The sequence below is a fragment of the Streptomyces sp. P6-2-1 genome, assembly GCF_050613165.1.
In the GTDB taxonomy this organism is placed as follows: Bacteria; Actinomycetota; Actinomycetes; order Streptomycetales; family Streptomycetaceae; genus Streptomyces.
Genome location: NZ_CP192513.1, coordinates 263,885 through 290,545, shown reverse-complemented (window position 1 = coordinate 290,545; position 26,661 = coordinate 263,885). Strand labels below are relative to the sequence as shown.

21 protein-coding genes are annotated in these 26,661 nt (G+C 72.8%); 7 read left to right on the top strand and 14 right to left on the bottom strand.

Going from position 1 to position 26,661, the window contains the following annotated elements:
* Positions 1 to 41: 41 nt before the first annotated feature.
* The 3 genes from ACQYWQ_RS01245 to ACQYWQ_RS01235 are packed head-to-tail and all read right to left on the bottom strand — an operon-like array spanning position 42 to position 6,289.
* Positions 42 to 4,607, bottom strand: coding sequence for an FtsK/SpoIIIE domain-containing protein (locus ACQYWQ_RS01245; RefSeq protein WP_431031982.1), 4,566 nt, complete (start codon positions 4,605 to 4,607; stop codon positions 42 to 44).
* Positions 4,608 to 4,620: 13 nt separating this feature from the next.
* A complete protein-coding gene (locus ACQYWQ_RS01240; RefSeq protein WP_431031981.1) occupies positions 4,621 to 5,760 on the bottom strand; it encodes a hypothetical protein in 1,140 nt (379 codons plus the stop codon).
* 13 nt (positions 5,761 to 5,773) lie between these two features.
* Positions 5,774 to 6,289: a sigma-70 family RNA polymerase sigma factor gene (locus ACQYWQ_RS01235; protein WP_431031980.1), complete on the bottom strand. Its 516-nt coding sequence runs from the start codon at positions 6,287 to 6,289 to the stop codon at positions 5,774 to 5,776.
* 446 nt (positions 6,290 to 6,735) lie between these two features.
* On the opposite strand from ACQYWQ_RS01235, the gene ACQYWQ_RS01230 reads away from it, so the two are divergent.
* The gene (locus ACQYWQ_RS01230) at positions 6,736 to 8,502 is read left to right on the top strand and encodes a discoidin domain-containing protein (protein ID WP_431031979.1); all 1,767 of its coding nucleotides are present in this window, start codon (positions 6,736 to 6,738) and stop codon (positions 8,500 to 8,502) included.
* A 16-nt stretch (positions 8,503 to 8,518) separates the two neighbouring features.
* Positions 8,519 to 8,986 carry a DUF2804 family protein gene (locus ACQYWQ_RS01225; protein WP_431031978.1) on the top strand — a complete coding sequence of 156 codons (468 nt, stop codon included), beginning with the start codon at positions 8,519 to 8,521 and terminating at the stop codon, positions 8,984 to 8,986.
* 79 nt (positions 8,987 to 9,065) lie between these two features.
* Here the strand turns inward: ACQYWQ_RS01225 and ACQYWQ_RS01220 are convergent, their stop codons facing one another.
* The 3 genes from ACQYWQ_RS01220 to ACQYWQ_RS01210 are packed head-to-tail and all read right to left on the bottom strand — an operon-like array spanning position 9,066 to position 12,231.
* A complete protein-coding gene (locus ACQYWQ_RS01220) occupies positions 9,066 to 9,974 on the bottom strand; it encodes a carbohydrate ABC transporter permease (protein WP_431031977.1) in 909 nt (302 codons plus the stop codon).
* Positions 9,971 to 10,975 (bottom strand): carbohydrate ABC transporter permease, encoded by a 1,005-nt coding sequence (locus ACQYWQ_RS01215; RefSeq protein ID WP_431031976.1) that lies wholly within the window; start codon positions 10,973 to 10,975, stop codon positions 9,971 to 9,973. Before ACQYWQ_RS01215 ends, ACQYWQ_RS01220 begins: the two co-directional genes overlap by 4 nt.
* Complete coding sequence (locus ACQYWQ_RS01210; protein WP_431039027.1) at positions 10,972 to 12,231, bottom strand: ABC transporter substrate-binding protein; 1,260 nt, start codon at positions 12,229 to 12,231, stop codon at positions 10,972 to 10,974. Before ACQYWQ_RS01210 ends, ACQYWQ_RS01215 begins: the two co-directional genes overlap by 4 nt.
* Before the next feature lie 316 nt (positions 12,232 to 12,547).
* Between ACQYWQ_RS01210 and ACQYWQ_RS01205 the strand changes: the two genes are divergently transcribed.
* The gene (locus tag ACQYWQ_RS01205) at positions 12,548 to 13,990 is read left to right on the top strand and encodes a PucR family transcriptional regulator (protein ID WP_431031975.1); all 1,443 of its coding nucleotides are present in this window, start codon (positions 12,548 to 12,550) and stop codon (positions 13,988 to 13,990) included.
* 151 nt (positions 13,991 to 14,141) lie between these two features.
* Positions 14,142 to 14,693 (top strand): CGNR zinc finger domain-containing protein, encoded by a 552-nt coding sequence (locus ACQYWQ_RS01200; protein WP_431031974.1) that lies wholly within the window; start codon positions 14,142 to 14,144, stop codon positions 14,691 to 14,693.
* A 24-nt stretch (positions 14,694 to 14,717) separates the two neighbouring features.
* Here the strand turns inward: ACQYWQ_RS01200 and paaD are convergent, their stop codons facing one another.
* From paaD to paaN, 8 genes are all read right to left on the bottom strand, one after another.
* Positions 14,718 to 15,245, bottom strand: coding sequence for a 1,2-phenylacetyl-CoA epoxidase subunit PaaD (paaD, locus tag ACQYWQ_RS01195; RefSeq protein WP_431031973.1), 528 nt, complete (start codon positions 15,243 to 15,245; stop codon positions 14,718 to 14,720).
* Between the two features lie 14 nt (positions 15,246 to 15,259).
* A complete protein-coding gene (gene paaC / locus ACQYWQ_RS01190) occupies positions 15,260 to 16,114 on the bottom strand; it encodes a 1,2-phenylacetyl-CoA epoxidase subunit PaaC (protein WP_431031972.1) in 855 nt (284 codons plus the stop codon).
* A 99-nt stretch (positions 16,115 to 16,213) separates the two neighbouring features.
* Complete coding sequence (gene paaB, locus ACQYWQ_RS01185; RefSeq protein WP_431031971.1) at positions 16,214 to 16,540, bottom strand: 1,2-phenylacetyl-CoA epoxidase subunit PaaB; 327 nt, start codon at positions 16,538 to 16,540, stop codon at positions 16,214 to 16,216.
* Positions 16,537 to 17,517: a 1,2-phenylacetyl-CoA epoxidase subunit PaaA gene (paaA, locus tag ACQYWQ_RS01180; protein WP_431031970.1), complete on the bottom strand. Its 981-nt coding sequence runs from the start codon at positions 17,515 to 17,517 to the stop codon at positions 16,537 to 16,539. Before paaA ends, paaB begins: the two co-directional genes overlap by 4 nt.
* A gap of 76 nt (positions 17,518 to 17,593) precedes the next feature.
* Positions 17,594 to 18,454 (bottom strand): 3-hydroxyacyl-CoA dehydrogenase family protein, encoded by an 861-nt coding sequence (locus ACQYWQ_RS01175; protein WP_431031969.1) that lies wholly within the window; start codon positions 18,452 to 18,454, stop codon positions 17,594 to 17,596.
* On the bottom strand, positions 18,451 to 19,311 hold the full coding sequence (locus ACQYWQ_RS01170; protein WP_431031968.1) for an enoyl-CoA hydratase/isomerase family protein: 861 nt from the start codon (positions 19,309 to 19,311) through the stop codon (positions 18,451 to 18,453). Before ACQYWQ_RS01170 ends, ACQYWQ_RS01175 begins: the two co-directional genes overlap by 4 nt.
* Positions 19,312 to 19,352: 41 nt before the next feature.
* Positions 19,353 to 20,564: a thiolase family protein gene (locus ACQYWQ_RS01165; RefSeq protein WP_431031967.1), complete on the bottom strand. Its 1,212-nt coding sequence runs from the start codon at positions 20,562 to 20,564 to the stop codon at positions 19,353 to 19,355.
* Positions 20,557 to 22,272, bottom strand: a complete 1,716-nt coding sequence (gene paaN / locus ACQYWQ_RS01160; RefSeq protein ID WP_431031966.1) for a phenylacetic acid degradation protein PaaN — start codon at positions 22,270 to 22,272, stop codon at positions 20,557 to 20,559. The genes ACQYWQ_RS01165 and paaN overlap by 8 nt, the downstream gene beginning before the upstream one ends.
* A gap of 229 nt (positions 22,273 to 22,501) precedes the next feature.
* Between paaN and paaI the strand changes: the two genes are divergently transcribed.
* The 3 genes from paaI (at position 22,502) to ACQYWQ_RS01145 (ending at position 26,546) form a co-directional block, all read left to right on the top strand.
* On the top strand, positions 22,502 to 22,858 hold the full coding sequence (gene paaI / locus ACQYWQ_RS01155; RefSeq protein WP_431031965.1) for a hydroxyphenylacetyl-CoA thioesterase PaaI: 357 nt from the start codon (positions 22,502 to 22,504) through the stop codon (positions 22,856 to 22,858).
* Entirely contained in the window at positions 22,855 to 24,240 is a 1,386-nt protein-coding gene (paaK, locus tag ACQYWQ_RS01150; RefSeq protein ID WP_431031964.1) for a phenylacetate--CoA ligase PaaK, read from the top strand. Before paaI ends, paaK begins: the two co-directional genes overlap by 4 nt.
* A gap of 197 nt (positions 24,241 to 24,437) precedes the next feature.
* On the top strand, positions 24,438 to 26,546 hold the full coding sequence (locus tag ACQYWQ_RS01145; protein WP_431031963.1) for a glycosyltransferase: 2,109 nt from the start codon (positions 24,438 to 24,440) through the stop codon (positions 26,544 to 26,546).
* Positions 26,547 to 26,661: the final 115 nt, after the last annotated feature.

Sequence of the window (26,661 nt, the reverse complement as noted above, 5' to 3'; positions counted from 1 at the left end):
GACGCGGGCGGGACACGTAGCGCGTCCCGCCCGCGTACGCGCTACGTGCCGAGCACCGTCAGCGGCACCTGCACCGTGATCGCCGCTCCCGCGGCGCTCGCCGTCCAGCCCCGGCCCGTCACGAGCGGCGTGCGCACCTGCTCGGCCGAGATGCGCGCACCGATGAGGTCGCCCTCGCCGATGCTCTTGGGCCCGAGCAGGATGCCGCGCCTGGCGCGGCGCGCGATGCCGACCCAGCCGAGCGAACTCATCGACTCCGGCAGGCCCGACAGGAGCAGGCCCTGGCCCCGGTCGCGGCCGGACGAGGCCACCTGCCGCAGCACCTTGTCCGCCTTGCAGTTGAGCATGAGGTCGGCGTCGTCCACGACCACCACGACAGGGCGGCCCTCCACCTCCTCCAGCGCCCGCGCGACCGCGTCGGCCGCGGGGTCGGGCTCCGCGAACACCTTCGCCAGGTCGTGCGCCGCGAGCTGGCGCAACTGCGAGTCGCGCGGCGTGAGGACGACGAGCTGGGTGCCGCCCAGGAGCAGCGAGACGGCCATCGACGCGAGCGTCGTGCTGCGGCCCGTGCGCGGCGGGCCCGCGACCATGAACGCCCCGCCGCCCGTCGCGAAGTCGAAGCTCAGCGGCTCCCCCGAGTCCCCGCCGATGCCGAGCAGCGCCCGCAGCGGGCCCCGCTCCCCGGCGGGCACCTGGTCCATCGCCTCCTGGAAACCCACCACGGCGGGCAGTTCCCTGACCGGGAAGGGACGCCGCGAGGCAGGCAGCGAGGCATCGCGTGCCGTGACCCGCTTCCCGATCTCGCGCACCGCCTCCGCCTGGTCCCCGTCCTCGGAGGGGAGCAGCGCGATCTGCGCCTCGATGCCCTCGGGCGCGAGCCAGCCGCGGCCCGGCGGGATGTGCGCGGGCACCTTGTTGCGCGGCATCCCCGCCACGTTGTAGTCACCCGGGTCCGCCTGCCGCAGCAGCAGCCTGCGGTCGTTGTGCGCGGCGAGCCGCCCGCCGAGCAGGACACGCTCCGATGTCGCGATCACGTGGATGCCCGCCGCCGCGCCCTCGCGCAGCAGCCGCACGACGTCCGCGTAGACGCGGCCGCCGTCGTAGTCGTCGAGCATCGAGCCGAGCGCGTCCCAGCCGTCGATCAGGAGCAGCAGCCGTGCGGGCCGCTTGTCCTTGCCGACCTTCGCCCGCACATCGGCGAGATCGGCCGCGTTGTGCTGCGCGATGAGGCGCTGGCGCTCCGTCAGCTCCCTGCACAGGCGCGTGATGAGCCGTTCCAGGCGCTCGGCGTCGTGCCGCGAGACGACAGCGCCGCAGTGCGGCAGGGACTCCAGGACCGACAGGCCACCGCCGGAGGCGTCGATCCCGTAGATGTGCAGGTCCGCCGTACTGATCGCGAGTGCCGCCGAGCCCGCGACCGTGCGCAGCACCTGCGTGCGGCCCGAGCGCGGCGAGCCGATGACGTAGAGGTGCCCGAAGCTCGCGAAGTCGATGACGCCGAGCCGGCGTTCCTGCGCCTGCGGAAGGTCCAGCAGCGCGTACGGCACCGGTGGCAGCGCCCCGGGCGAAGGCTTCGGCACGGGCGGCAGGTCCTCGGCGCGCACCCGGTCGGCGAGCGGCTCCAGCCACGGGCTCGGCTGCGGCGTGAAGTCGTCCAGAAGCTCCGTCGCGCGCCCGATCGCCTCCACCAGGACCCGCAGATCCGTCACCGGCTCCTCTTCGGGCGCCGCCGCCCACGCGGGCTCCTCCTCGTCGCCCCACTCGGCCGGGCGCCCGAGCCGGTGCCACGACAGCTCGACACCGCGCACCGGGCGCGTGGGACCCGCCGTCGCCGTCGCCGCGCCCCCGTCGCGCTCCGCGCCCGCCCACGCCGTCTGGAAGGGCGTCGGCGCGTCCGCGCCGCGCCGCACGAGCGCGCGCCCCGGACTCGCCGACGAGATGCTCACCGCGTCCGTCGCGTTGATGATGTCCTGGCTCTCGGCCCGGTCCGTCACGCGCAGCGCGACCCGCAGGTTGGTGTTGGCGCGGATCTCGTTGCTCACCGCGCCGCCGGGGCGCTGCGTCGCGAGCACCAGGTGCAGCCCGAGCGAACGCCCCCGCTGCGCGAGGCTGATGAGCCCCGGCACGAAGTCGGGCAGCTCCCGCACGAGCGTCGCGAACTCGTCGATCACCAGGACGAGCCGCGGCAGCGGCGCCAGCTCGGGCTCCCGCGCCCGCTTCGCCCGGTACTCCGTGTGGTCCTTCGCGGCCACTTCGGCGAGCAGCCGCTCGCGCCGCTTCAGCTCCGCGTCGAGCGAGGCGAGCGCCCGCTGCACGAGGTGCCCGTCCAGGTCGGTGATCATGCCGAGCGTGTGCGGCAGCTCCGCGCACTCGCGAAACGCGCTGCCGCCCTTGTAGTCGACGAGGACGAAGGTGAGTTCGTCCGGGCGGTTCACGGCGGCGAGCGAAGCGATCATCGTCTGGAGCAGTTCCGACTTGCCCGCGCCCGTCGTGCCACCGATCAGCATGTGCGGCCCGTCCCGCACGAGGTCCACGCGCAGCGGACCCTCGTACCCGGCGCCCAGGACGAACGTCGTGGACGCGGGACGGCGCGCCCAGGCCCCGGCGAGCGCCGCCGGGTCGGGGGGCTCCTGGCCCAGCAGCGGCAGCAGCCGTACCTGCGAGGGCAGGCCCGAGTCGCTGTCCACCGTCACGTCCCGCACGGGGGCCACCGCGCGCGCCACCTCCTCGCACCACGCGGAGTCCACGAGGTCGGCACGGACGTCCTCGACCTTCGGCACCCCCGAACTGCGCACCGAGAGCCGGTTGCCCTCGGCGACGACGACCGCTGTGCACTCCTCGGGCAGCAGCCGCTCCCGCTCGTCCACGCACAGCCCGAAGACCCGCACCCCGGGCCCCTGCGTGAGCACCTGCACCATGCCGGGCACGTCGCGCAGCCGCCGGGCCCCGTCGAGCACCACGAGGATGTCCGGTTCGCGCAGCAACGTGTGCGCGAGGGCCGAAGAGGACTTGGCTGCCACCCGGTTCTGGATGTCGGAGATCAGCTCGTTGACCCGGTGCGCCGTGCTCTCCGGGTCGTTGCCGATCGCGACCGGTGAGCCGGGGCGCCCCGAGGCCAGGTGCGGCAGCCAGCGCACCCAGTTCCACGACTCCGCGTGCTCCTCGGTCGTCAGGACCACGATCCGCAGATCGCGCGGGCTGTGCAGGATCGCCGCCTGCGCCACCGCCCAGCAGGCCAGGTCACGCGGCGCGTGCCCGGGACCCGAGATGCCGACGACGCCCTGATCGGTCATCTCCAGGCCGTAGGGCACGTCGGCGAGCCGCCAGTGCACCGCGCGGTGGTTCGCCTCGCGCGCGTGGTCGTCGATCCGCTTGAGCGAGGGCCGCGTCACGGTGCCGAGCCGCAGGGTCAGGAAGTCCGGGTCGCGGCGCCGCCGCTGCCACAGCAGGGTGCCCGGCCCCTTGGCGTGCAGCAACACCGTCGCCGGGTCGGGGAAGGTGTCGTTGCGCAGCTCGCGCTCCTCGACCGTCGCCTCGCGCACCTCCCGCTCCAGCGCGGCGCGCCGCAGCCGGTAGATCCGCAGCGCCTCCTCCTGCTGCTTGCGCCCCGAGCGGCGGCCCGTGAGCCAGTTGCCGATCGCCATCATCGGCGTGAAGAAGATGAAGATGACGAAGTAGAAGGTGCGGAAGAGACTCATCATCACGAGGCCCATGACGAGCGGCGCCATCATCATGATGAAGGGGAAGGGCCGGTTCTTCCGCTCGCCAGGGGGCCCCTGCATCCGGATCGACTCGGTGTCCAGGTGCGGCGCGATGCGGGGCGGCCGGTTGTACTCGACGGCGAAACCGTCGCGCGAGGGGTTGACCGCCGCGTCCGCGTCGAAGGGGTCCGCCTGGCGCAGCAAGTGGTCGCCGAGCGCCAGATCGGCGTGGCAGGGCCACTCCTCGGAACCGTCCTCGGGCGCGGGCCGCTCGGTGGCAGGGAGCGGGGCGGGCTCGGCGGGCAGCCCGTCGGGCCCGGGTTCCGCCGGGGTGGGGGAGTGGCCGCCCGGCCCGCCGTCCACCGGGCCGGCCGGTTCCTCGGCGGTGAGCGGGGTACCGGTCTCGGGGTCGACGGGGGGCGGCGGCGTGAGGCTGCGCAGCCCGTCGCGCGCCTCGTCCGCGTCGGCGGGGAGCCGGAAGCTGAGCGCGCCGTCCATCCCGACCGTGATCCACGTGCCGCGCGCGGGCGCCCCGCCGCCTTCCAGGCGCAGCGCGCAGCCACGATCGGTCCCGACCTCGTGGCTGCCCGGGCCGAGCAGCCAGGTACGCCCCGCGCCGGGGCCGCCGACGTGCCGGATCTCGACCAGGACGGGATCACGCGGCGGCGGCTGCCACGCGCGCGTCGCCGTCGGCAGGGGCACGGGGGCGCCGAGCCCGATGACGGCCCCGGCGCGGATGCCCGCCGAGCCCACGCGCAGCTCGGGACTCACGAGCCGCTCACCGAGGTACAGCCGTTCCGCGCCGAGAGCGGTGCCGAGTTCGGCGACGGTCGCGCTCTCCGGCAGGTCGAGCAGGTGATCGGTCCGCTCGGAGCCGGGGGCGATGGTGCTGAGAGCGAGTTTCACGCGATGGTCCGTTTCACGAACTGGCCCGCGTCGTGCCCTCGCCGGGCCGCGCGGGGGTGGGCAGGGGACGGGCTGCGACTCCGGCGTGCGTGGACGGGTTCGCCTCCTCCTCGGTCGCGTCGTGGGTCTGCTCGCTCTCGCGGGCCTCACTCTCCTCGACGAGGTCGGCGGCGCTCTCGACGGCCGAGGCGGGCGGCAGCACCGGGGGAAGGCTGTCCAGCGTGCGCACCACGGCACGGCCGAGCCCGTCGCAGCGCGGCAGCAGGGGGGTGCCGGTGACCGAGACCCTCCCGTACCTGTCGGTGAACAACCGCCAGGCGTACGCGCGTGCCTCGCCCAGGACGAGGGTCCGCACCCCGGGCGCGCCGTCCGGGGCAGCCGCCATCTCGGGGGGCAGCGGATCGGGCAGCGCGGCGGCGACCAGGACCGGCGCGAGACCGAGGCGCCTGGGCTTGTCGCGCGCCTCCCGGTAGGCGGTGCGTACGGCGGGTCCCGCGTGCCCGGGGTGCACCCCGTCGGCGACCGTGACCAGATCGTCGGGCAACCGGGCGTCCAGCTGGGCGGCGAGGGCCTGGAGCAGCGCCAGGGACGCCCGCTCGTCGCCGTCCACGCTCAGTACGGGCGGGCCGACGGTGAGATCGAGGAAGACGCAGGCGGGCGCGCCGTCCACGCGCTGCGCGCCGAGCGCCACCACGAGCGGCCGTTCCTCGGCCGTACGGACGGCGACGAGCGGCAGCGCGTTACGCGCCGAGGTCCACGGTTCGGGCGAGCCGAGCCCGGCGAGCAGCACCGTGACGGACTCGGGGCCGACCAGGGCGGCGTACGGGCGCCCGCCCGCACCGGGGTCGCGCGCGGCGGCGGCGAGCGCCAGTTCGGCGTCGCGCCACGTGCCGGGGTCGCCGAGGCTCGTGACGAGGGCGCGCAGCGCGCGGCGGTGGCGGATCAGGGAGCGCACCGGCTCGGTGAAGGCCGCGACGGTGAGCGCGCCCTCGCGCCGCAGCCGGGCCGCCCAGCGTCGCCAGCCGCCCCAGCGCATCGCCCACCAGCGCAGCAGGACGAAGACCAGGACGAGCAGCCCGATGATGCCGAGCCAGCGGAAGATGGCGTCCGCGTGGGCGCGGAACCAGTCGAACGGATCGGTGTTCCTGTTCACAGATCGCCGCCCCTCACGCGGCAGGGAGGGATCGGCGCAAGGCTTCGAGCGCGTAATGGTTACGGGACTTCACCGTGCCGTGCGGCACGCCCACGACGCGTGCGGTCTCGGCCCGGCTGCGGTCGTGCAGGTGGATGTGCACGAGCACCTCGCGGTGTTCGTACGAGAGCCGTGACAGCGCTTCGTGGACCACCTGGCGGGTGGCCACGACGTCCGCCACGTCCTCCTCGTACCTGCGCGGCGCGTCGCTCTCCTCGGGGACGAGCCCCGCGGGTACGGCGCGTTCGCGCCGGTGGGCGTCGATCGCGAGGTTGCGCGCGACACGGCAGAGCCATGCCTGGAGGTGCTGGTCGTCGCTGAGATCAGGTCCGTTGGTGGTCAGCCACGCGCGCAGCATCGTCTCCTGGACGATGTCCTCGGCGCGGTGGAAGTCGCCCGCGGCATAGCGGTGTGCGTAGCGCAGCAGCCGTGCACGGTGCCGCTCGGCAGGCGGTAAAGGGGTACGGGAGTCCCGTGAAACATGGCGCATGGTCTGCTCCAAGACTCACTCGGGTGAGGAGAGGCGGGGGCGAAAGGAGCGCTTCCGGAAAGGAGAGTAAGTGGCCCGTACCACTTTCGGTAACCGATCTTTTCCTTCGAATACCGGCAAATGCGGGCGGACGTGGCTCAGGTAAAGCTCAGAACTCAATGAACACAACGTGTCGCCGCCGAAGGGCGGTTGACGGGGCCTCGGAAGGGCCCGGCCTTCCTCTGGATCAAGAGGTGTGGACACGGTGACAGGGAGTCGGCGAAAATCTTCGGATCCCGAAGCCAAGGGAGCCGAAATCGGTCTCGCTCCTCAAGATTCGGCCAATCCGGCGTCGTCTTGTGAACCATCCGGTCGGCTCTCTTGACGGGCCATCCGGCTCTGAGGAGTCTCCCTGTGCGGAGGAGCGCTCCCCGGCCCCATTCACCGAGTCGCCCTGAGGAGTTCGCATGTCCACGCGTACCCGCACGCGTCCCCGCACCCGCCGAAGAAGACCCCCGACAGGCCTGCTCGCCGTCCTCGCCGCCGTCGCGCTCCTGTTCTCGCTCGCGGTGGTGACCGCGCCCGGGCGGGCCTTCGCCGCCGACCCCGTACTCGTCTCGCAGGGCAGGCCCGCCACCGCCTCCAGCCAGGAGGGCCCCTTCACCGCCGCGTCGGCCGTCGACGGCGACGACGGCACCCGCTGGTCCAGCGAGTTCAGCGATGACCAGTGGCTCCAGGTCGACCTCGGTGCCGACACGGACATCAGCCGGGTCGTCCTGCGCTGGGAAGCCGCGTACGCCAAGGGCTACCGCATCCAGGTCTCGGCCGACGGCGCGCAGTGGACGACGCTCCACACCACGACCGAGGGCACGGGCGGCGACGAGACGCTCGACGTCTCGGGCACGGGCCGCTACGTCCGCATGCTCGGCACGGAACGCGCCACCCCGTACGGCTACTCGCTGTGGGAGTTCCAGGTCTACACGAGCGGTGGTGGCGGCGGTCCGCAGCCCGGTGGTGACGTCCTGCTCTCGTACGGGAAGCAGGGCACCGCGTCGACGTCGCAGGACGACGGCACCTGCTGGCTGTGCACCCCCGACAAGGCCTTCGACCGCGACCCTGCGAGCCGCTGGGCCACGAGCCCCGAGGGCGGCTGGACCGACCCCGGCTGGATCGCCGTCGACCTCGGCGCGGACGCCACGATCCACCGCGTCGTCCTCCAGTGGGACCCCGCCTACGCGAAGGCGTACCGCATCGACGTCTCGGACAACGGCACCGACTGGCGCACCGTCTACCAGACCACCACGGGCAAGGGATTCAAGGAGACCATCGACCTCGACACCACGGGCCGCCACGTGCGCATGTACGGCACCCAGCGCTCCGGTGAATACGGCTACTCCCTCTGGGAGTTCCAGGTCTGGGGCACCGGCGGAGCCCCCACCACGCCGCCGCAGCTCCCGCCCGACCCCACCTACACCAAGCTCGTCTTCGACGACGACTTCGACGGTCCCGCGGGCACCGCGCCCGACGCGGCCAAGTGGGTCCCCGAGACGGGGCCGGGGCCCAACAACGAGCTGGAGTACTACACCGACAACAAGAACGCGGCGCTCGACGGCGCGGGCAACCTCGTACTCGAAGCCCGCAAGGAGGAGACCCCCGGGTCCACGTGCCCCCGCGACCCGCTGACCGGGAGCGGCACATGCCAGTACACCTCGGCCCGCCTCAACACGTACGGGAAGTTCGCGTTCACCTACGGCCGCGTCGAGGCACGCATCAAGGTCTCCGGCACGCAGGGCCTGTGGCCCGCCTTCTGGATGCTCGGCGCGGACTACTTCGACCAGGGCAGGCCGTGGCCGTACACCGGTGAGATCGACATCATGGAACACGTCGGCAAGGAGCCGGGCACCACGTACTCGACGCTCCACGCGCCCGCCTACAACGGCGCCAACGGCTTCGGCTCGCCCTACACGCTGCCCGGCGGCGCCGACTTCGCGGACGGCTTCCACACCTTCACCGTCGACTGGGACAGCAAGGGCATGGTCTTCCGCGTCGACGGCCAGGTCATGCACACGGTCGACAAGGACACCCTCGAAGCGACGCACGGCCCCTGGGTCTTCGACCACGACTTCTTCCTGATCCTCAACAACGCGGTCGGCGGCGACTGGCCCGGCGCCCCCGACGCGAGCACGCGGCTCCCGCAGAAGATGAGCATCGACTACGTGAAGGTCTGGCAATGACGGCCGGCTGAGCCCCGTGCGCCGGGGGCCGGAGCGCGCGTGCGCTCCGGCCCCCTCGGGCGAGAGCGGCCCTCCCCGCACGCGGGCCCCGCCGCACCGCGCGAACCTGCGGGGCTGGGGACGTACCACACGCTGGGAGCACTGGTGCGTGACCACACCCACGCGCCTCGTCGTCCTCACCGTCAGCGATCTCGACCACCTCGCCCTCACCTCCCTCTGCCTCCGTGAGTACGGGCCTGGCGGCCGGGAGTGCGAGCGCGCCGCGCTCGTCCCGCTCGCCCGGGGTGTCCGGCTGCCCGAGCGCGTCGCGGGCGGCCCGGGCGGCGGCGATGTCGTGGTGGGGGCCCGAGCGGCCCGCGGGCGGTCAGGTTCCGCGGCGGGCGAGAGCTGGGCGGCGCTCGACCAGGGGCGGGGCCGCTCGCCGCGTACCGTGGCGCGGCGGTGGGCCCTCGGCCGGGCCGAGCACGTGCGGATGCGCTGGTGAGGCAGGGGTGCGGGGTGACACGGACGCGGGGCGGGCCGCGCCGGGTGTCCGGCACGTGCCCGCCCCGCGGGTGTCCGGCTCAGCCCTTGCTCGCTCCCAGCGAGAGGCCCGAGATGAACTGCTTCTGCAACAGGATGTAGACGATCAGGGTCGGGACCGCGGCGATCATGGCGCCCGCGGCGATGAGGTTCTGGTTCGTCACGAACTGCCCCTGAAGGTTGGCGAGCGCCGAGGTGACCGGGCGTTTGTCGCCCGAGGACATCAGCGTGATGGCCCAGAAGAAGTCGTTGTAGATCCAGGTCGTCAGGAGCGTGGCGAGCGCGGCGAGCGCCGGGCGGCACAGCGGCACGGTGAGCCGCCAGAAGCGGGTCCACAGGCCCGCCCCGTCCACGAGGGCCGCCTCGTACATCTCGCCGGGCACCGACTTCATGTAGTTGCTCAGCACGAAGACGCAGAAGCCCAGCTGGAAGGCCACGTTGATGACGACGAGGCCGAACGCCGAGTTGTACATGAGGCCGCTGTCCGCGAGGAAGTGGGGCAGCGGGATCTTCAGGTACATCCGGAACAGCGGCGTGATGATCACCTGCTGCGGCAACAGGTTCCCCGCCGTGAACACGATGAGCAGCGCCACGTTGATCTTCACGTTGACACGGGTGAGCACGAAGGCGGCGCCCGAGGCGAGGAGCAGCACGATGACGACGGCGGGGACCGTGATCAGTACCGAGTTCCAGAAGAAGCGGCCCATGTTCGCCTGGGTCCAGGCGTCGGAGAAGTTGCCCAGGGTCAGGCTGTGCGGCAGGGACACGTAACCGTGCTTGCGCGTGTCCGAGTACGGGCGGATCGCGACGTAGAGCGCGAAGAGGATCGGCAGCAGCCACAGCACGGACGCGCAGACGAGGAAGACCTGCGAGAGGACCTGGCCCCTGGGGCGCGGCCTGCGGTCGCCGCCGTCCCGCACGGCGGGCGCGGTCGGCGTCTGCGTACTCACGGTGTTTCCTCCTTGCGGAAGGACTGGCGAAGGAAGAGACAGATCGGTACGAGGGAGATCAGCAGGAGGACGACGCCGAGCGCGGAGCCGAAACCGACCCGCTGGGTCTCGCCGACGATGTTCGACGTCACGAGGACCGAGAGGAGTTCCAGGCCGTTGATGCCCTTGTTCGTGATGTAGACGAGGTCGAAGGCACGCAGGGACTCGATGACCGTGATCACCATGACGACGATGTTGATCGGCCGCATCGCGGGGAACACGACCCGCCAGAAGGTCTGCCAGGCGTTGGCCCCGTCGATGCGGGCGGCCTCGCGCAGGCTGGGATCGACCGCTTTCAGGCCGGCCAGGTACAGGACCATCACGTAGCCCGCCTGGCGCCATGTGGCCTCCAGGAGGACGGCCCACAGGTTGAGGTGCGGGTTGCCGAGCCAGTCGATGGCGTTGCTGTCACCCGACCGCCCGATGAGCGTGTTGATCACACCGTAGTTCTGCGAGAACACGAACTCCCAGATGATGCCGATGAGCGCGAGCGAGAGCATGACGGGCAGGAACAGGATGCTCTGGTACATGCGGCTGCCCGCGATGCCCCGGTCGATCACGACGGCGAACAGCATCCCGAGGGGTGTCGCGATCACGACGAAGACCGCGAGCCAGATCAGGTTGTGCTGGACGGCGGGCCAGAACTCGGGGTAATTGGTCGCCGCCTGGTGGTAGTTCTGAAACCCCGTGACACAGCCGTTGTTGAGGACCGTCGGCAGCGCGGGGTCGCACGCCTTCGTGTGCAGATCGCCCACGCCGTTCCAGCGGAAGAAGGACAGCGCGATGGTCCCGAGGGCGGGGAACCACACGAAGGCGAGGCTGAGCAGGAGCGGAATGCCGAGCAGCAGCCCTGCCACGACGCGGTCGCGGGTGCTCAGGTGCCTCAGGCGCCGCCGCCTGCGCCGGGCGGCCGGGGCGCCGGGCGCGGAGGCCGCCCGGCGCGTACGCGTGACCGTGCTCATCCCGTGTAGATCGCCTTCGCCTGCGACTCGGCGCTCTTCTGAAGCGCCGCTATGTTGCCGTTGCCCGGGTCGTCGATGAACTTCTGGATGACGGAGATCATCGCGGTCGCCATCGCCGGGTCCGCGTCCCGGTCCATGAACTGGCCGACCGCCTTGCACTTGGCGATCTCCTCGACGGACTTCTTCTGGATGGCGTTGTACGAGGGCACCTTGAGGCCGTTCGCGAGACCGACGTCCCACTGGTCGCTCTTGAGGTACTCGGCCTCCGCCTCACCCGTCCCGATGTACTCCAGGACGGCCTTCGCCGCCGCCGGGTTCTTCGCCTTCTTGCTGAGCATGAAGCCGTCCGCGGGGGCGTCCATGAACTGCTGGCCCCACTTCGCGTTGATCGCGGGGAAGGGGAAGAAGTCCAGGTCGTCCAGGTCCTCCTTGTCGCTGACCCACTGGGCGGCGACCTGGTTGGTGCCCTGGAACATCATCCCGGCCTTGCGGCCCTCCAGGGCCTTGGCCGCGTCCTGCCAGATCCGCCCGTTGGCGCCGCTCTGCACGTACGGCAGCATCTCGGCCCAGTGCTGGAAGACCGTGTGCACGCCCTGATCCGTCCACGGGATCTCGTGCTTCATCAGCTTGCTGTGGTAGTCGTGCCCGTTGATGCGCATGTTGAGGATGTCGAAGGTGCCGAGTGCCGGCCAGCCGTCCTTGTCCCCGAAGGCGACCGGGATGAGCCCGTCCCGCTTCATCTTCTTGCACAGCGCCAGGTAGGCGTCCCACGTGGTGGGCACGGAGTAGCCGTTCTTCTTGAACAGGCTCTTCCGGTAGAAGACGACCCACGGGTACTGGTAGATCGGCACCAAGTACTGGTGACCGTCGAGCCCGGTCGAGAGCTGCTTGGCGACGGGGCTGAAGTTGCCGCCGATCTTCTCCCACACGTCGTCGAGCTGGGCGGCGAGACCCTGGGCCGCGAAGTACTGCATGCGGTACCCGGCGAACCACGTGAAGAGATCGTCCGGAGTGCCTTGCAGGTAACTGGTGATGTTCTGCTGGAAGGAGTTGTGGTCGACGGTGTTGATCTTGACCTTCACCTTGGTCGACGTCGTCGCCGACGCCGTCAGCGCGGCGAACGCCTTCTTCGTCGCCGGGTCGGAGTAGTTCGACCCGAAGGTGACCGTACTGCCCGCCACGGGGCCCGACGACTGCTTCCCGCCGCCGGAATCGTCGTCGTCCCCACAGGCCGCCAGAAGCCCTCCCGCGGCCACTGTCAGCCCTGTGGCACCCACACCCTTGAGCAGACCTCTGCGGGAGTGGGCGAAACCCGTGACGCCGTTGGACGGGTCGACAGGCGACATGGTGCCTCCATCGCGTAAGTGATTGTGCAGGGCGGCGAGTTGGGAGCGGCGAAGCGAAGCCCGCTCGGCCGACTTTTCCAACATAAGCCACCAATTAACAACGCAATCGATCGTCTGCGTAGTTCTAACGTCGACCTTGTGCGCGCGTCTATGTTTCGGGGCACAAACAACTTTGGACGGTGGTACAGTCCGCCGGGCCGCCCGGGGGGCGGCCGCGCGGTCGCCGGTGTGCGCCCCAACGCCCCCCGGCGCACACCTTGTTGAGGAGGCCGCCGCCATCGAAGCCGAGACGCCCGCCGAGACGCCCGCCGAGACGCCCGCCGAGACGCCCGCCGAGACGCACACGGAGACGCCCGCCGAGACGCACACGGAGACGCACACCGAGACGCACACGGAGACGTCCGCCGGGATACGCGCCGAGACGCCCGCAGGGACGCGCGCCGGGAGGGGGGCCGAGACCCGTGCGGGGGCAGCCGCCGGAGGGGCCGCCGTCCGGCCCGGGCGCGGGCTGCCCGGCCCCGCAGACCTCGATCCCCCGGCCCGCGCCGCGGTGGCCGCCGCCGTCGACCGCTTGCGGGGGCTCAGGGAGGTCTTCGCCGACCGCGTGCTCGTGCTGCTGCGCCGCCACGTCCCCGGTTACGCGGTGCTCACGTCCGAGGAAATCCGTTCCTCCGCACGCCGGTTCATGGATGTCGTCCTCGCGGAACTGTCCGTGCCGCGGTCGCCCGAAGCGGCGCTGCGCGCGGTACTCGCCGACCTCGCGGGCGAGCGCGCGGCGCGCGGGATGCCGCCCGACGTGCTCGCCCGCGGGTACCAGTGGGGCACCAGGGCGATGCTCGTCCTGGTGGACGAGGTCGGGGCCGCCGCGGGCGTCCCGCCCGCGCTGCTGATCGCCGCGCACGACAGTGCCTGGGAATTCACCCACGAGGCGGCCGCGATCTTCACGCGTGTCCAGCGTGATCTGACCCTGGAACGCGCTCAGTTCGACGCCGAGCGCCGCGAGGCCTTCGCCGCGGGCCTGCTCGGCGGGACCCTCGCCGCCGAACGCATCGGCCACGAGGCGCGCCTCTTCGGGCTCGTGCCCCAGGCGCGCCACGTCGCCCTCGCCGCGCGGGCCACCGCCGCGAGCGACGTCGATGCCCTGCGGTCCGCGGTCGCGGCGGCCCTCCGGCTTCCCGCGGAGCGCCTGCTGTTCGCCCAGGTCGGCACGGTCCTCGGCTTCATCGCCCCGAGGGCGCCGGACTCCGTCGCGGGCCACCTGGTGGCGGCGGGGCCGCCGCTCCCGCTCGACCGGCTCGGCACCGGCTTCGGCGAGGCGGTGCTCGCCCTGGAGACGGCGCGGCAGTTCGCCATGTCGGGCCTCGTGCGCCTCTCGGGCCTCGGCCCCCGGCCCCTCGTGCTCTCGGACCCGCACACCGCGGAGAGCCTTTCCGCCAGACACCTGGCGGCGCTGGACGGCGCGGGACGCTCCAGTACCGAGATCGAGCGCACCACGCGGGTCTACCTCGCGTGCGACCAGGACGTACGCGAGGTGGCGCGGCGGCTCGCCGTGCACCCGAACACGGTGCGGTACCGGGTCAGCCGCTTCCAGGAGCTGACGGGCCTCAACCTGCGGCGCACCGAGGACCTGGTGACGTCGTGGTGGCTGCTGAACCGGCGGCGTGCGTGAGGACACGGGCGCGGGTGCGCGGGTGCGCGGGTGGCGGTGCGGACGCGGGGGCGGGGGCGGCGGGCGCCTGTGTGGTGGTGGCGCGGGGGAGCGGGGCGGGCGCTGAGGCCCCGGCATTGCTTCTCGGCTCATCACTGGTCAAAATGGTGAGGTGAACCATGCCTTTCCCTGCGGGACGCTCCCCCTGGACTTCGTCGGTACGCTGCGCGCGCGGCGCAATGCCGCGCCGACGGAGAAGCTCGCGACCCCGGGGCTTCTCGACGACTGGTTCGTCGAGTCGGGGATGTTCGACACGGCTCCCGGGGCCGACGATGCCGACCTCGACACGGCCGTCGAACTGCGCGAGGTGATCTACGACCTCGTCGCCGCGCTGCTCGCCGGCGAGCGGCTGCCCCCCGCCGCCGTCGCCGAGATCAACCGGCACGCGGCGGGGCTGCCGGTGAAGGTCCAGCTCGGGCCCGAAGGCGTGCGCCACTCCGGCTCCGTCTCGCAGGGTCTGGCCGCACTCGCCCGTGAGACCGTCGAGATCGTCGGCGGCGCGGACGGCGCGCTCCTGCGCGAGTGCGCCCGCCCCGAGTGCACGCAGGTCTACCTGGACCGCTCCCGGGGCCACCGCCGTGAGTGGTGCGCCATGCGGACCTGCGGCAACCGGGTCAAGGCCGCCGCCTACCGCGCCCGCCGCCAGGAGGCCGTCCGCGGCTGAGCCCCCAGGCCCCCGCCCGTACCTTCAGATCTCCTTGAACCGTTCGAACGGTTCCCCGCAGGCGCGGCAGCGGTGCAGCGCGCGGCAGGACGTGGCGGAGAAGCGGGACAGCTCCTCGGCGTCGTTCGCCCCGCACTGCGGGCAGCGCACGCCCTCGGCCTCGCCCAGGTGACGCGTGGGGGAGAGGGAGAGGGGGACGGGACCGCCGCGGCGGGGGCCCCGGGCGGGGCCCGGCGGGACGATGCGGTGGGCGGCGAGGGCCGCGCGGCCCTCCTCCGTCATCCAGTCCGTCGTCCACGGCGGGTCGAGGACCGTACGGACCCTGACCGCGCCGAAACCGGCCTCGTTCAGGGCCCGCACCGTCGCCGCGCGCATCTCGGCCATCGCCGGGCACCCCGAGTACGTCGGAGTGAGCGACACGACGAGCGTGCCGTCCTCCTCGTACGCGAGATCGCGCAGTACCCCGAGGTCGTGCAGGCTCAGCATCGGCAGCTCCGGGTCGGGCACCCGCCCGGCCGCCTCCCAGGCGGCCCGCAGGCGGGGGTCGGACACCGGGGCCGCGGCGCTCACCACGTCGCCCCGGGGTGTGCGCGTGCCACCACCTGGAGTTCCGCCAGGAGCGGGACCAGGTGCGCGGTGTGCTCGCCCTTGCGCCCGTCGGCGGTCTCCGCGACGGCCTCGGGGATCTCCAGCGTCGCTGCGCCCAGGACCTGCTCCCAGACCTCGCGCGCCTCGGCCGCCACCTCGGCCGCGTCGACGCCGAGGAAGGCGGCGCTCTCGTCGCGCCGGAACTCCGCGAGCAGCGGCGCGAGCGCCCGCGCCGCCTCCGCCGTCCTGCGGTGCGACTCCTCGGTGCCGTCACCGAGCCTGATCACCCAGTCGGTGGCGAACTGCCGGTGATACGCCAGCTCCTTGACGCCCTTCGCCGCGATGGCCGCGAGGACCGGGTCGGGCGCCGACGTGAGGCGGCGCAGGAGCGCGAGCCGCCACGCCGAGTGCGCGAGGAGCCGCAGCACGGTGTACGCGAAGTCGCCGTTGGGCAGCTCCGTGATCCGCAGGTTGCGGAACTCACCGGCGTCGCGGAAGTACGCGTACGCGTCCTCGTCGCGCCCCGTGCCGTCGAGCAGCCCGGCCCGCGCGTACAGCAGCCGCGTCTGGCCGAGCAGGTCCAGGCCGATGTTGGCGAGAGCCAGCTCGATCTCCAGCTCGGGTGCCGCGGTGACCCACTCGCCGAGCCGCTGCGCGCTCACCAGCGCGTCGTCGCCGAGGGCGAGGCACAGCTGCGCGAGCGCCGCCGTGTCGACCCCGTCGGGGACGGTCGTGTCCACGCCGTGCAGCGGGTCCTCGAACCCGGTGCCGAAGGCCCAGTGACCGTCGCCCTCGGCCGCGTCGGCGGCCAGCGACAGGTGATCGTCGCTCATTGCGACCACTACTCCTTGAAAATCCTCTGGGAAGCGGGGGCACCTCGCGGGGAGACCGCGGGGCACCTCGGGCGGCTGACGCCTCGGGCGGCAGGCACCTCAGATGTGCGGGACGTCCGCGGGGATGTCGTAGAACGTCGGGTGCCGGTAGACCTTGTCGCCGCTCGGCGCGAAGAAGGGGTCCTTCTCGTCGGGCGCCGACGCCGCGATGTCCTCGCTGCGCACCGCCCAGATCGAGACGCCCTCGTTGCGCCGCGTGTACAGGTCACGCGCGTTCGTCAGCGCCATCCGGTCGTCGGCCGCGTGCAGCGAGCCGACGTGCACGTGGTTCAGGCCCCGCTTGCCCCGTACGAAGATCTCGTACAGCGGCCAGGAGTCCTTCGGCGCGAGGGCGCCTGCCGGGTCCTTCTCGTGCGTCCCGCTCATGCCGCGACCTCCGTCTTCCCGCGGTCGCCCGCGTGCCTTGCCGCGTGTGCCGCGGCCGCCTCGCGCACCCAGGCGCCCTGCTCGTGCGCGGACCTGCGCCGCGCGACCCGCTCCGCGTTGCACGGGCCGTTGCCCGCGATGACCTGCTTCAGCTCCTCGAAGTCCGGGGTGCCGAAGTCGTGCTTGCCCCGCTCCTCGTTCCAGCGCAGCTCCGGGTCGGGGAGCGTGACGCCGAGGTGCTCCGCCTGCGGCACCGTCATGTCGACGAAACGCTGGCGCAGTTCGTCGTTGGAGTGCCGCTTGATGCGCCAGGCCATCGACTTCGCCGAGTGCGGCGAGTCGCCGTCGGGCGGCCCGAACATCATGAGCGAGGGCCACCACCAGCGGTCCACGGCCTCCTGCACCATGCGGCGCTGCGCCTCGGTGCCGCGCATCATCGTCATGAGCAGTTCGTAGCCCTGCCGCTGGTGGAAGGACTCCTCCTTGCACACGCGGATCATCGCGCGGGCGTACGGGCCGTAGCTGCACCGGCACAGCGGCACCTGGTTGCAGATCGCGGCGCCGTCCACGAACCAGCCGATGACACCGACGTCGGCGAAGGTCGGGGTCGGGTAGTTGAAGATCGAGGAGTACTTCTGACGACCCTCGATCAGCATCTCGGTCAGCTCGGCGCGGTCGGCGCCCAGCGTCTCGGCGGCGCTGTAGAGGTAGAGGCCGTGGCCCGCCTCGTCCTGCACCTTCGCGAAGAGGATCGACTTGCGGCGCAGCGAAGGCGCCTTCGTGATCCACTCGCCCTCCGGCTGCATCCCGATGATCTCGGAGTGCGCGTGCTGCGCGATCTGGCGCACGAGGGTCTTGCGGTACGCCTCCGGCATCCAGTCGCGCGGCTCCACGCGCTGGTCGCGCGCGATCGTCGCGTCGAAGTGGGCGCTCAGCGCTTCCTCGTCCCCGAGCGGTGCCGTGGTGGTCTCAGTCATCGTCCGCCCCTCCTTCCGATAGCTGTCGTCCGTGTCGCGGTTGTCGTCCGTGTCGCGGCCCGCGAGGCCGCGGCGTTCAGTCGTTCCACGTGTAGAAGCCCTGCCCGGTCGAGCGCCCCAGCTCGCCGCGCGCGACCTTCTCGCGCAGCAGCGCGGGCGGCGCGAACCGCTCGCCGAGCGTGCTGTGCAGGTACTCGGCGATCGCGAGCCGCACGTCGAGCCCGACGAGGTCGGTCAGGCGCAGCGGGCCCATCGGGTGCTTGTAGCCGAGCGTCATGGCGTCGTCGATGGCCTGCGGCGCGGCGACCCCCTCCTCGACCATGCGGATCGCCTCCAGGCCGAGCGCGACGCCGAGGCGGCTGCTCGCGAACCCCGGCGAGTCCTTGACGACGACGTCCTTCTTGCCGAGCCCGGCGGTCCAGCCGAGCGCGAGGTCGACGACGGCCCGCTCGGTCGCCTCGGGGACGACCAGCTCGACGAGCGCCGACGCGGGGACCGGGTTGAAGAAGTGCATCCCGAGGAAACGCCCGGGACGGGTGAGCGAGGCCGACAGCTCGGTGACGGACAGCGAGCTGGTGTTGGTGGCGAGGACCGTGTCCGCGCCGACGACCTGCTCGGCCGCCGCGAGGAGCTTCGCCTTGAGAGCCGCGTTCTCCGGTACGGCCTCGACGACGACGTCCGCGTCGGCAGGGAGCCCGCTCACGTCGCCCACGAAGGCGAGCCGCCCGAGGATCTCCTCGGGCGTGGCCGGCAGCAGCCCGCGCTTCGCGGCCCGCTCCAGGGAGCCGCCGATGCGCTCGCGCACCTTCGCTGCCGCCGCCTCGTCCTGCTCGACGACCGTCACGGCCGCGCCCGCCGTGGCGAAGGACTGCGCGATGCCCGCGCCCATCCGCCCGCCGCCGATGACCCCGGCCTGCTTCGGCACTGCCGCGCTCATGCCCGGCCCTCCGTCCGCTCGCTGTCGGTCCCCGGCACGCCGGAGCCCTTGTTCCCGTTCTTCCCGCCGCTCGCTCCCCGGTCCCGCCTGCGGTCCAGGAATCTCGTCATGCGGTCCCTCTTGTCCTGCCCCTCGAACAGCACGGCCTGCGCGAGGTCGTCGGCGACCGGGTGCGCCCCGGGCGCGTCCACGACGAGCTTCGTCAGGCGCAGCGCCGTCGCGGACGACCTCGCCATCCGGTCGAGCACCGCGTGCGCCTCGTCGAGCAGCTTCTCCGCCGGTACGACGTCCATGACGAGCCCGCACGCGAGCGCCGCCCGCGCGTCCAGGGTGCGCCCGGCGAGCAGCACCTGCTTGGCGACGGACTCGCCGACCAGCTCGGGCAGCCGCCAGGCCGCGCCCGCCGCCGCGAGGATGCCGAGGCCCGGCTCCGGGTTCCCGAAGGCGGCCTCCGGGCCCGCGATCCTGAGGTCGCAGGCGTAGCTCAGCTCGGCGCCGCCGCCGAGCGCCCAGCCGTCCACGGCGGCGAGCGTCGGCATCGGCAGCCTGCGCACCCGCTCGAAGAGCCGGCTGTTGACGCCCTGGAGTGCCTGGTCCCTGCCCCGTTCGAGCAGTTCGGCGATATCGGCGCCACCCGCGAAGGAGCCACCGGCCCCGGTCAGCAGGAGCATCCGGGGATGCTCCTCCAGCCACGCGCACACCGTGTGCAGCTCGCGGATCATGAGCCCGCTGATGGCGTTGCGCGCCTCGGGCCGGTTCAGCGTCACGAGCGCGCGGTCCTCGCGCACCTCGACGGAGAGGGTCGCGAAGGAACGCGCGGCGAGGTCGTCGTACGGGTCGCCGTGAAGACTCCGCACGCCGTTCGAAATTTCCGCGCCGTTCGCACTTTCCATGCCGCTCACACCCGCTCCACGAGCATCGCGACGCCCTGGCCCACACCCACGCACAGCGTCGCGAGGCCCTTCGCCGCGTCCTCGCGCTCCATGCGCCCCAGGAGGGTCAGCAGGATGCGCGAGCCCGAGCAGCCGAGCGGGTGGCCGAGCGCGATCGCGCCGCCGTCCGCGTTGACGAGCGCGTCGTCGAGCCCGAGCCGGTTGATGACGCCGATCGCCTGCGCGGCGAACGCCTCGTTCAGCTCGACGGCCCCGAGGTCACCGGCCGACCAGCCCGCCCGGTCGAGCGCCTTGCGCGTCGCGGGCACCGGGCCGAGGCCCATGAGGTGCGGTTCGACCCCGGCGGACGCCGAGCCGGCGATACGCGCGCGCGGCGTGAGCCCGTACCGCTCCACGGCCGCCGCGCTCGCCACGACGAGCGCCGACGCGCCATCGGAGAGCGGCGAGGAGGAGCCCGCGGTCACGATGCCGGCGGCGCGGAAGACGGTACGGAGCTTGCCGAGCTTCTCCATCGACGAGCCCGGGCGCGGGCCCTCGTCGCGCGTGACCTCGCCGTCCTTGACGGGCACGGCGACGATCTCGCGGTCGAAGTGCCCGGCCTCCTGGGCCGCGACGGCCCGCTGGTGGCTGCGCAGCGCGAAGGCGTCGGACTGCTCGCGGGTCGTCCCGTCGATGGCCGCGACCTCTTCGGCCGTCTCGCCCATGCTGAGCGTCGTGCGGATCTCGCCCGGGCCCGCCGCGCGGTCGGCGGCGGTGAAGCGCGGATTGGTGAAGCGCCAGCCGAGCGAGGTGTCGAAGACCTCGCCGGGCTTCGCCCACGGCGTCCCCGGCTTCGCCATGACCCACGGGGCGCGAGTCATCGACTCGACGCCGCCCGCGACGGCGACCTCGGCCTCGCCCGCGCGGATCGCCTGCGCGGCCGCCGCGACCGCGGTGAGCCCGGAGGCGCACAGCCGGTTGACGGTGTAGCCGGGCACGGTGTGCGGCAGGCCCGCGAGGAGCACCGCCATGCGGGCCACGTCGCGGTTGTCCTCACCCGCCTGGTTGGCGGCGCCGAGGATCACCTCGTCGATCGCGTCCGCAGGCACCCCGGCCCGCCGTACCGCCTCGCCGACGACGAGCGCGGCGAGGTCGTCGGGACGGACCGAGGCGAGCGCGCCGCCGTAGCGGCCCTGCGGGGTACGGGCCCCGTCGATCAGGTAGACGTCCTCAGGCATGCGTGGCCTCCTCGGTCGCGACCGCGGGGCGGCGGGACTGGAGCACGGCGAACCGCCCGGTGACGAAGGCCCAGTCGCTGAGGGTCGCGGACGCGGCGGGGTTTGCCTGCGAGCCGTGGTAGTCGCTGAACGCGGCCGTCTGGTTGACGAAGACCTGCCCGGTGAAGTTCTCGGCGAGGTGGACACCCGCGTCGAGCGCGGCCTCGCGGGTCGCCTCCAGGACCTCTTCGTCGGTCGAGTGGACGCTCGCGGTGAGCGCGCCGTGCGCCGAGATCGTCTCGCGCAGCAGCGCGATGCCCTGCGCGGTCGAGTCCGTCGCGATGACGAAGGAGATCGGCCCGAACCACTCGCTGCGGTACGTCCCGGCGTCCCGCTCCGCGTCGAGCACCGTCACGAGTGGCGTGCGCAGCACGGCCTCGGGGTACTCCGGGTGGGTCAGCGGCTCGCCGCCGAACTGCGTGCCCCCGAGGGCACGCGCCTTCTCGATCCGCTCGCGCACGGCGTCCCCGGTGAGCGCGCCGAGCGTCCCCGCGGCCCGCTGCGGGTCGCCGAGCAGCTTCCCGAGCGCCTCGGCGAGGTCGGCGGCGAAGACCTCGGGTGTCTTGACGCCCTGGTCGGTCGCGAAGCCCTCGCGGGGCACGTACAGGTTCTGCGGGGTCGTGCACATCTGGCCGCTGTACAGCGACAGCGAGAACGCCAGGTTGCGCAGCAGGCCCTTGTAGTCGGCGGTCGAGTCGAGCACGACCGTGTTGAGCCCGGCCTTCTCGGTGTGCACGGCCGCCTGGCGGGCGTTCTGCTCCAGCCAGTCGCCGAAGCCCGTGGACCCCGTGAAGTCGACGATCCGTACGTCGGGGTCGGTCGCGAGCGTCGCGGCGACGCGGTCCTCGGGGGCCTCGGCGGCGAGCAGCACCGTGTCAGGGTCGAACCCGGCCTCGGCGAGCACGTCGCGGGCGACGCGGACGCTCAGCGCGAGCGGCAGCACGGCGGCGGGGTGCGGCTTGACGACGACCGGGTTGCCCGTGACGAGGCTCGCGAAGAAGCCCGGGTAGCCGTTCCACGTCGGGAAGGTGTTGCAGGCGATGAGCAGCGAGACGCCGCGCCCGACGGGCGTGAACGTCTTCTCCAGGGTCAGCGGCTCGCCCTTGCGCATCGGCTTCGCCCACGTCGCGGCGGCCGGTGCCTGCCGCTGCGCGACCCAGGCGTAGGCAACGGCTTCGAGGCCGCGGTCCTGCGCGTTCGCGCCACCGGCCTGGAAGGCCATGACGAAGGGCTGCCCGGTCGTGTGGTGCACCGCGTGCGCCATCTGGAAGCTCGCCGCGTTGAGCCTGGCAAGGATCTCGGCGGCGACCCCGGCCCGGGTGTCCGGGCTCGTACGGCGCCAGGCGCGGCCCGCCGCCTTCGCGGTCGCCACAGCCTCGCGCGGGTCGAGCCTCGGGTACGTGATGCCGAGCCGCGGCCCGTACGGGGAGACCTCGCCGCCCACGGCCCCCGGCTCGCCCGGGTGACCCGGCAGGTCGAAGGGCTGGTCGAGCAGGGCGCGGAAGGCACGCTCGCCGGCCTCGGGGGCCTCCTCGCCGTAGACGGACTTGCTCGGTGACTCGGGGTAGGCCGAGTGGAAACCGCGCGTGGCGATCGCCTCGGCGGCCGCGCGCAGCAGACCCTCGTGACGTGCGAAGAAATCGGTCCTGGCAGTGGCGGGTGAAGACATGGGACCCCTTGACAGGCGAATCGGATGCTGAATTACTGACCCGGTCGAAAGCTAACCGAATGTTCGGTCGGGCAGCAAGGGTGGTGAGCGCCACATGGGACGTGGCAGTGACACAAAGCCGGTCGAAGCGCACAATGCAGGAGCGGCCGAGCCGACCGCTCCCGCCGGGGACGGAACGAGCCCGGCGCACGCCATGTGGGCGAGGGACAGGGCTTCTCAGGGACTCGGAATGGAGCTGCTCTCCTCGGGGGACGGCACCGCCAGGCTCCGGATGAGGGTCACGGGCGACATGGTCAACGGCCACGGCTTCGCCCACGGCGGCTTTCTCTTCACTCTCGCCGACACGGCCTTCGCCGTCGCCTGCAACTCCTACGGTCCCGTGACCGTCGGTGCGGGCGCCGACGTCGACTTCGTGGCACCGGCGTTCGAAGGCGACGTCCTCGTCGCCGAGGCGCGAGAACGCACCCGGTTCGGCCGCAGCGGTCTGTACGACGTGCGCATCGAGCGCGACGACCCCCAGCACACCGTCGTCCTGGAGTTCCGCGGTCGCAGCCGCGTGATCCGAGGCGTGGAGGAACGAGCATGACAACCACTGAGGCCGGAACGACGGAGTCCTGGCCCGAAGAGCGGCGGCAGACCACCCCGGGCACCCGCCCGGCGCGTTTCGGGGAGCCCCTGCCCGACGAGCTGCGCGACCCGGCCGAGAAGCTCGGCCGCGAGGAGATCCGCGCCCTCCAGCTGGAACGGCTGCGCGCCACCCTCGCGCACGCCTACACGAACGTGCCGCTGTACCGCCGCAAGTTCGACGAGGCGGGGGTGCGCCCCGAGGACCTGCGCACCCTGGAGGACATCGCGCGCTTCCCGTACACGACGAAGGCGGACCTGCGCGAGACGTACCCCTTCGGGATGTTCGCCGTGCCGCGCGAGAAGGTCCGCAGGCTCCACGCGTCGAGCGGCACCACGGGGCGCCCCACCGTCGTCGGCTACACCGACAACGACCTCAGCAACTGGGCCGACCTCGTCGCGCGCTCGCTGCGCGCCGCGGGGGCCCGACCCGGGGACCGCGTCCACGTCAGCTACGGCTACGGGCTCTTCACCGGCGGCCTGGGGGCGCACTACGGCGTCGAGCGGGCCGGCTGCACGGTCATCCCCGCGTCGGGCGGCCAGACCGCCCGTCAGGTCCAGCTCATCCAGGACTTCGAGCCCGACCTCATCATGGTCACGCCCTCCTACATGCTCACGCTGCTCGACGAGTTCGAGCGCCAGGGCGTCGACCCGCGCTCCACGAAGCTGCGCGCGGGCGTCTTCGGGGCCGAGCCGTGGACCGAGGAGATGCGCCGCGAGATCGAGGACCGCATGGGCATCGACGCGGTCGACATCTACGGGCTCTCCGAGGTGATGGGGCCGGGCGTCGCGAGCGAGTGCGTCGAGGCGAAGGACGGCCTGCACATCTGGGAGGACCAGTTCCTGCCCGAGGTCGTCGACCCGATCACCGACGAGGTGCTGCCCGACGGCACCTCGGGCGAGCTGGTCTTCACCTCGCTCACCAAGGAAGCCCTTCCGATCATCCGCTACCGCACCCGCGACCTCACCCGCCTCCTGCCCGGCACCGCCAGGCCCGGTATGCGGCGCATGGAGAAGGTCACCGGGCGCTGCGACGACATGATCATCCTGCGCGGTGTGAACCTCTTCCCGAGCCAGATCGAGGAGATCCTGCTCCGCGTCCCCGCGCTCGCCCCGCACTTCCAGATCCACCTGGGCCGCCGCGGCCGCATGGACCACCTCACGGTCCGCGTCGAGGCACGCCAGGACTCGGGTCCCGAGGCCCGCGAGGCGGCAGCCGCCGTCGTCCTCAAGCAGATCAAGGACACGATCGGCGTCAGCGTCGGCATCGAGGTGGTCGACCCGGACACCCTGGAGCGCTCGGTCGGCAAGATCAAGCGGATCATGGACGAGCGCAAGAAGTAGGCGGGAGCCCCGCCCCGCTTCTCCGGTTCCCCCGCCCCTCCGGCGTCCGAGGGGCGGGTGGGGTGCCGGGGTGGAGCCGGGGGAGGCCCGCCCCGGCGCCTCCCGAGGTGTGACGTACGCCTCACCCGTACAACCCTCAGGGCGCTCACGTGTCTGACTCCCGGACACCTGTGCACGACCAAGGGGGAGGCCCGCGCATGCGCATTGCGTTCCTGATCCACAACGCCTACGGGATCGGCGCGACCATCCGCGGCACCGCCCACCTCTCCGCCGCCCTCGCCGAGCGCCACGACGTCGAGGTCATGAGCGTGCACCGCGTCGCCGACACGCCCGCGCTCCCCTTCGACCCCCGCGTACGGCTCAGCTCCCTCATCGACATGCGCGAGGGCACCCCCGGCTACGAGGGCGACCACGTCCTCAACACCGGCACTCACCGCATGTTCCCCGACCCCGCCGTCGAGACCGGCCGCCTGCGCTACCGCACCCTGCACGACCTGCGGCTCACCGAGTGGCTCGCCTGGACCGACGCCGACGCGGTCATCGCCACCCGCCCCCTGCTCAACGGCTACCTCGCCCGCCACGGCAGCGACCGCTACCTGCGCATCGGCCAGGAACACCTCACCCTCGACTCGCACGAGCCGGGGCTGCGCGCCGACCAGAACAGCTGCCTGCCCCACCTCGACGCCTTCGTCACCCTCACCGAGGCCGACGCGGCCGCCTACCGTGCCGCGGTCCCCGAGGCGGCGGAGCGCGTCCACGCCGTCCCGCCCGGCAGCCCCGACCTCGGCCTGACCCCCTCGACGCGCACCTCGCGCACGATCGTCGCCGCCGGACGCCTTGTCCCCGGCAAGCGCTACGACAGGCTCGTCGACGCCTTCGCCAAGCTGCTCCCCGAGCACCCCGGCTGGACCCTGCGCATCTACGGGCGCGGCCCCGAGCACGCCGCGCTGCGCCGCCGCGTCGACCGCCTCGGCCTCTACGACCACGTCCTGCTCATGGGGGCCGTCACGCCGATGGAGACGGAGTGGGCCAAGGCGGCCATCGCCGCGGTCAGCTCCGACATCGAGCCCTACGGCCACGGCATTCTCGAAGCGATGCGCGCCGGCGTGCCCGTCGTCGCCACCGACGCCCCGCACGGCCCCGCGCAGCTCGTCGACCACGGCGTCACAGGACTGCTCGTCCCCCTCGCGGGCGGCACCGACGCCTTCGCCGCCGCGCTCGGCCGCCTCATGGCCGACCAGGAGACCCGCGACCGCTTCGGCCGCACCGCGCGCGTCCACGCCGCCGCGCACCCGGTCGACGCCGCGGCGAAGGCCTACGAGCGCATCCTCGACGACATCCGCGCGCGCAAGGACCGCGACCGCGCCGAACTCGACGCGCTCACCCCCCGCCCCCGCAAGGCCGCCCGCGCCGCCGCCCGCCTCACCCCGCCCCACCGCGCCGTGACCCCGCGCCGTGCCCGCTCCCCGCGCAGGGCCCCGCGTCCCCGCACCGTCGCCCGGGCACTCGTGACTCCGGCGGGCGCGATCGAGATACGCCCCACGGCGCCCTTCCCCGGCCCGTACGAACTCCTCCTCGCGCTGCGCGACGACCCCGCGGCGCGCGAAGTGCGCCTCCCGGTCCCCGAGCCGGGCCCGGCCGTCGTCGACCGCGCCACGCACCGCCTCGACGAGGGCCGCTGGGACACGTACCTCCTCGCGGGCGGCACCCGCCGCAGACTGCGCGCCGGGCTCGTCGAGCAGGGCGCGCTGCCCGGGCTGCCGCCGCTGGAGGACGGAACGGGCTTCGCCCACTGGATTCCGTACCGCACGAAGGACGGCTATCTCGCGGTACGGGCCTGGCGGCGTCCCGCGCACGCCGAGATACTCGCCCTGGAGACCGGCGAGTCCGGGCTCCTCGTCACCGCGCAGCTCCACGGCATCGTCCGCTCCCTGCCGCGCGGCGCGATGGTACGGGTCAAGGCCCGCGAGGAGGGCAGCGAGAGCTTCCTGCTCGCGGCGCGCGACCAGGGCCGCGGCCGCTTCGGCTTCCGGCTCCCCTACGTCATGCCGCTCGCCGGGCACGCGGCCCCGCAGGACGTGTGGGACTTCGCGCTGCTCCCCGAACCCGGCGTCGCCCCCGTCCCCGTGGGCCGCGTACTCGGCGACCTCGTCGACCGCAAGAGGACCGCCGTGCTGCCGTACACCGCCCTGGAGCACCCGGCGGGCGGCACCACCCGCGTGCGGCCCTTCGTGAACGTACGGGGCGACCTCTCGCTCCTCATGCGGGACACGGGGGAAAGGGCCGCGAGGCAACCCGCCGAATGAGTCGGCGCCGAGGACGTCGTGCCTGGTCACAGCGGGCGGAGGAGGGAAGACGCCGCGCCCCCGTGGACAGCCGGGGGGCAGTCGGTGAGACGGTGGGAGCAGTCGGCACCGCACC

What these genes read in the sequence shown, in the direction of transcription:
- ACQYWQ_RS01230 (WP_431031979.1), top strand. Translation starts at nt 6,736, where the DNA reads ATGTCCACGCGTACCCGCACGCGTCCCCGCACCCGCCGAAGAAGACCC.
- ACQYWQ_RS01165 (WP_431031967.1), bottom strand. Translation starts at nt 20,564, where the DNA reads ATGCCTGAGGACGTCTACCTGATCGACGGGGCCCGTACCCCGCAGGGC.
- paaI (WP_431031965.1), top strand. Translation starts at nt 22,502, where the DNA reads ATGGAGCTGCTCTCCTCGGGGGACGGCACCGCCAGGCTCCGGATGAGG.
- ACQYWQ_RS01145 (WP_431031963.1), top strand. Translation starts at nt 24,438, where the DNA reads ATGCGCATTGCGTTCCTGATCCACAACGCCTACGGGATCGGCGCGACC.
- paaN (WP_431031966.1), bottom strand. Translation starts at nt 22,272, where the DNA reads ATGTCTTCACCCGCCACTGCCAGGACCGATTTCTTCGCACGTCACGAG.
- paaB (WP_431031971.1), bottom strand. Translation starts at nt 16,540, where the DNA reads ATGAGCGGGACGCACGAGAAGGACCCGGCAGGCGCCCTCGCGCCGAAG.
- paaA (WP_431031970.1), bottom strand. Translation starts at nt 17,517, where the DNA reads ATGACTGAGACCACCACGGCACCGCTCGGGGACGAGGAAGCGCTGAGC.
- ACQYWQ_RS01235 (WP_431031980.1), bottom strand. Translation starts at nt 6,289, where the DNA reads ATGCGCCATGTTTCACGGGACTCCCGTACCCCTTTACCGCCTGCCGAG.
- paaK (WP_431031964.1), top strand. Translation starts at nt 22,855, where the DNA reads ATGACAACCACTGAGGCCGGAACGACGGAGTCCTGGCCCGAAGAGCGG.
- ACQYWQ_RS01215 (WP_431031976.1), bottom strand. Translation starts at nt 10,975, where the DNA reads ATGAGCACGGTCACGCGTACGCGCCGGGCGGCCTCCGCGCCCGGCGCC.
- ACQYWQ_RS01175 (WP_431031969.1), bottom strand. Translation starts at nt 18,454, where the DNA reads ATGAGCGCGGCAGTGCCGAAGCAGGCCGGGGTCATCGGCGGCGGGCGG.
- paaC (WP_431031972.1), bottom strand. Translation starts at nt 16,114, where the DNA reads ATGAGCGACGATCACCTGTCGCTGGCCGCCGACGCGGCCGAGGGCGAC.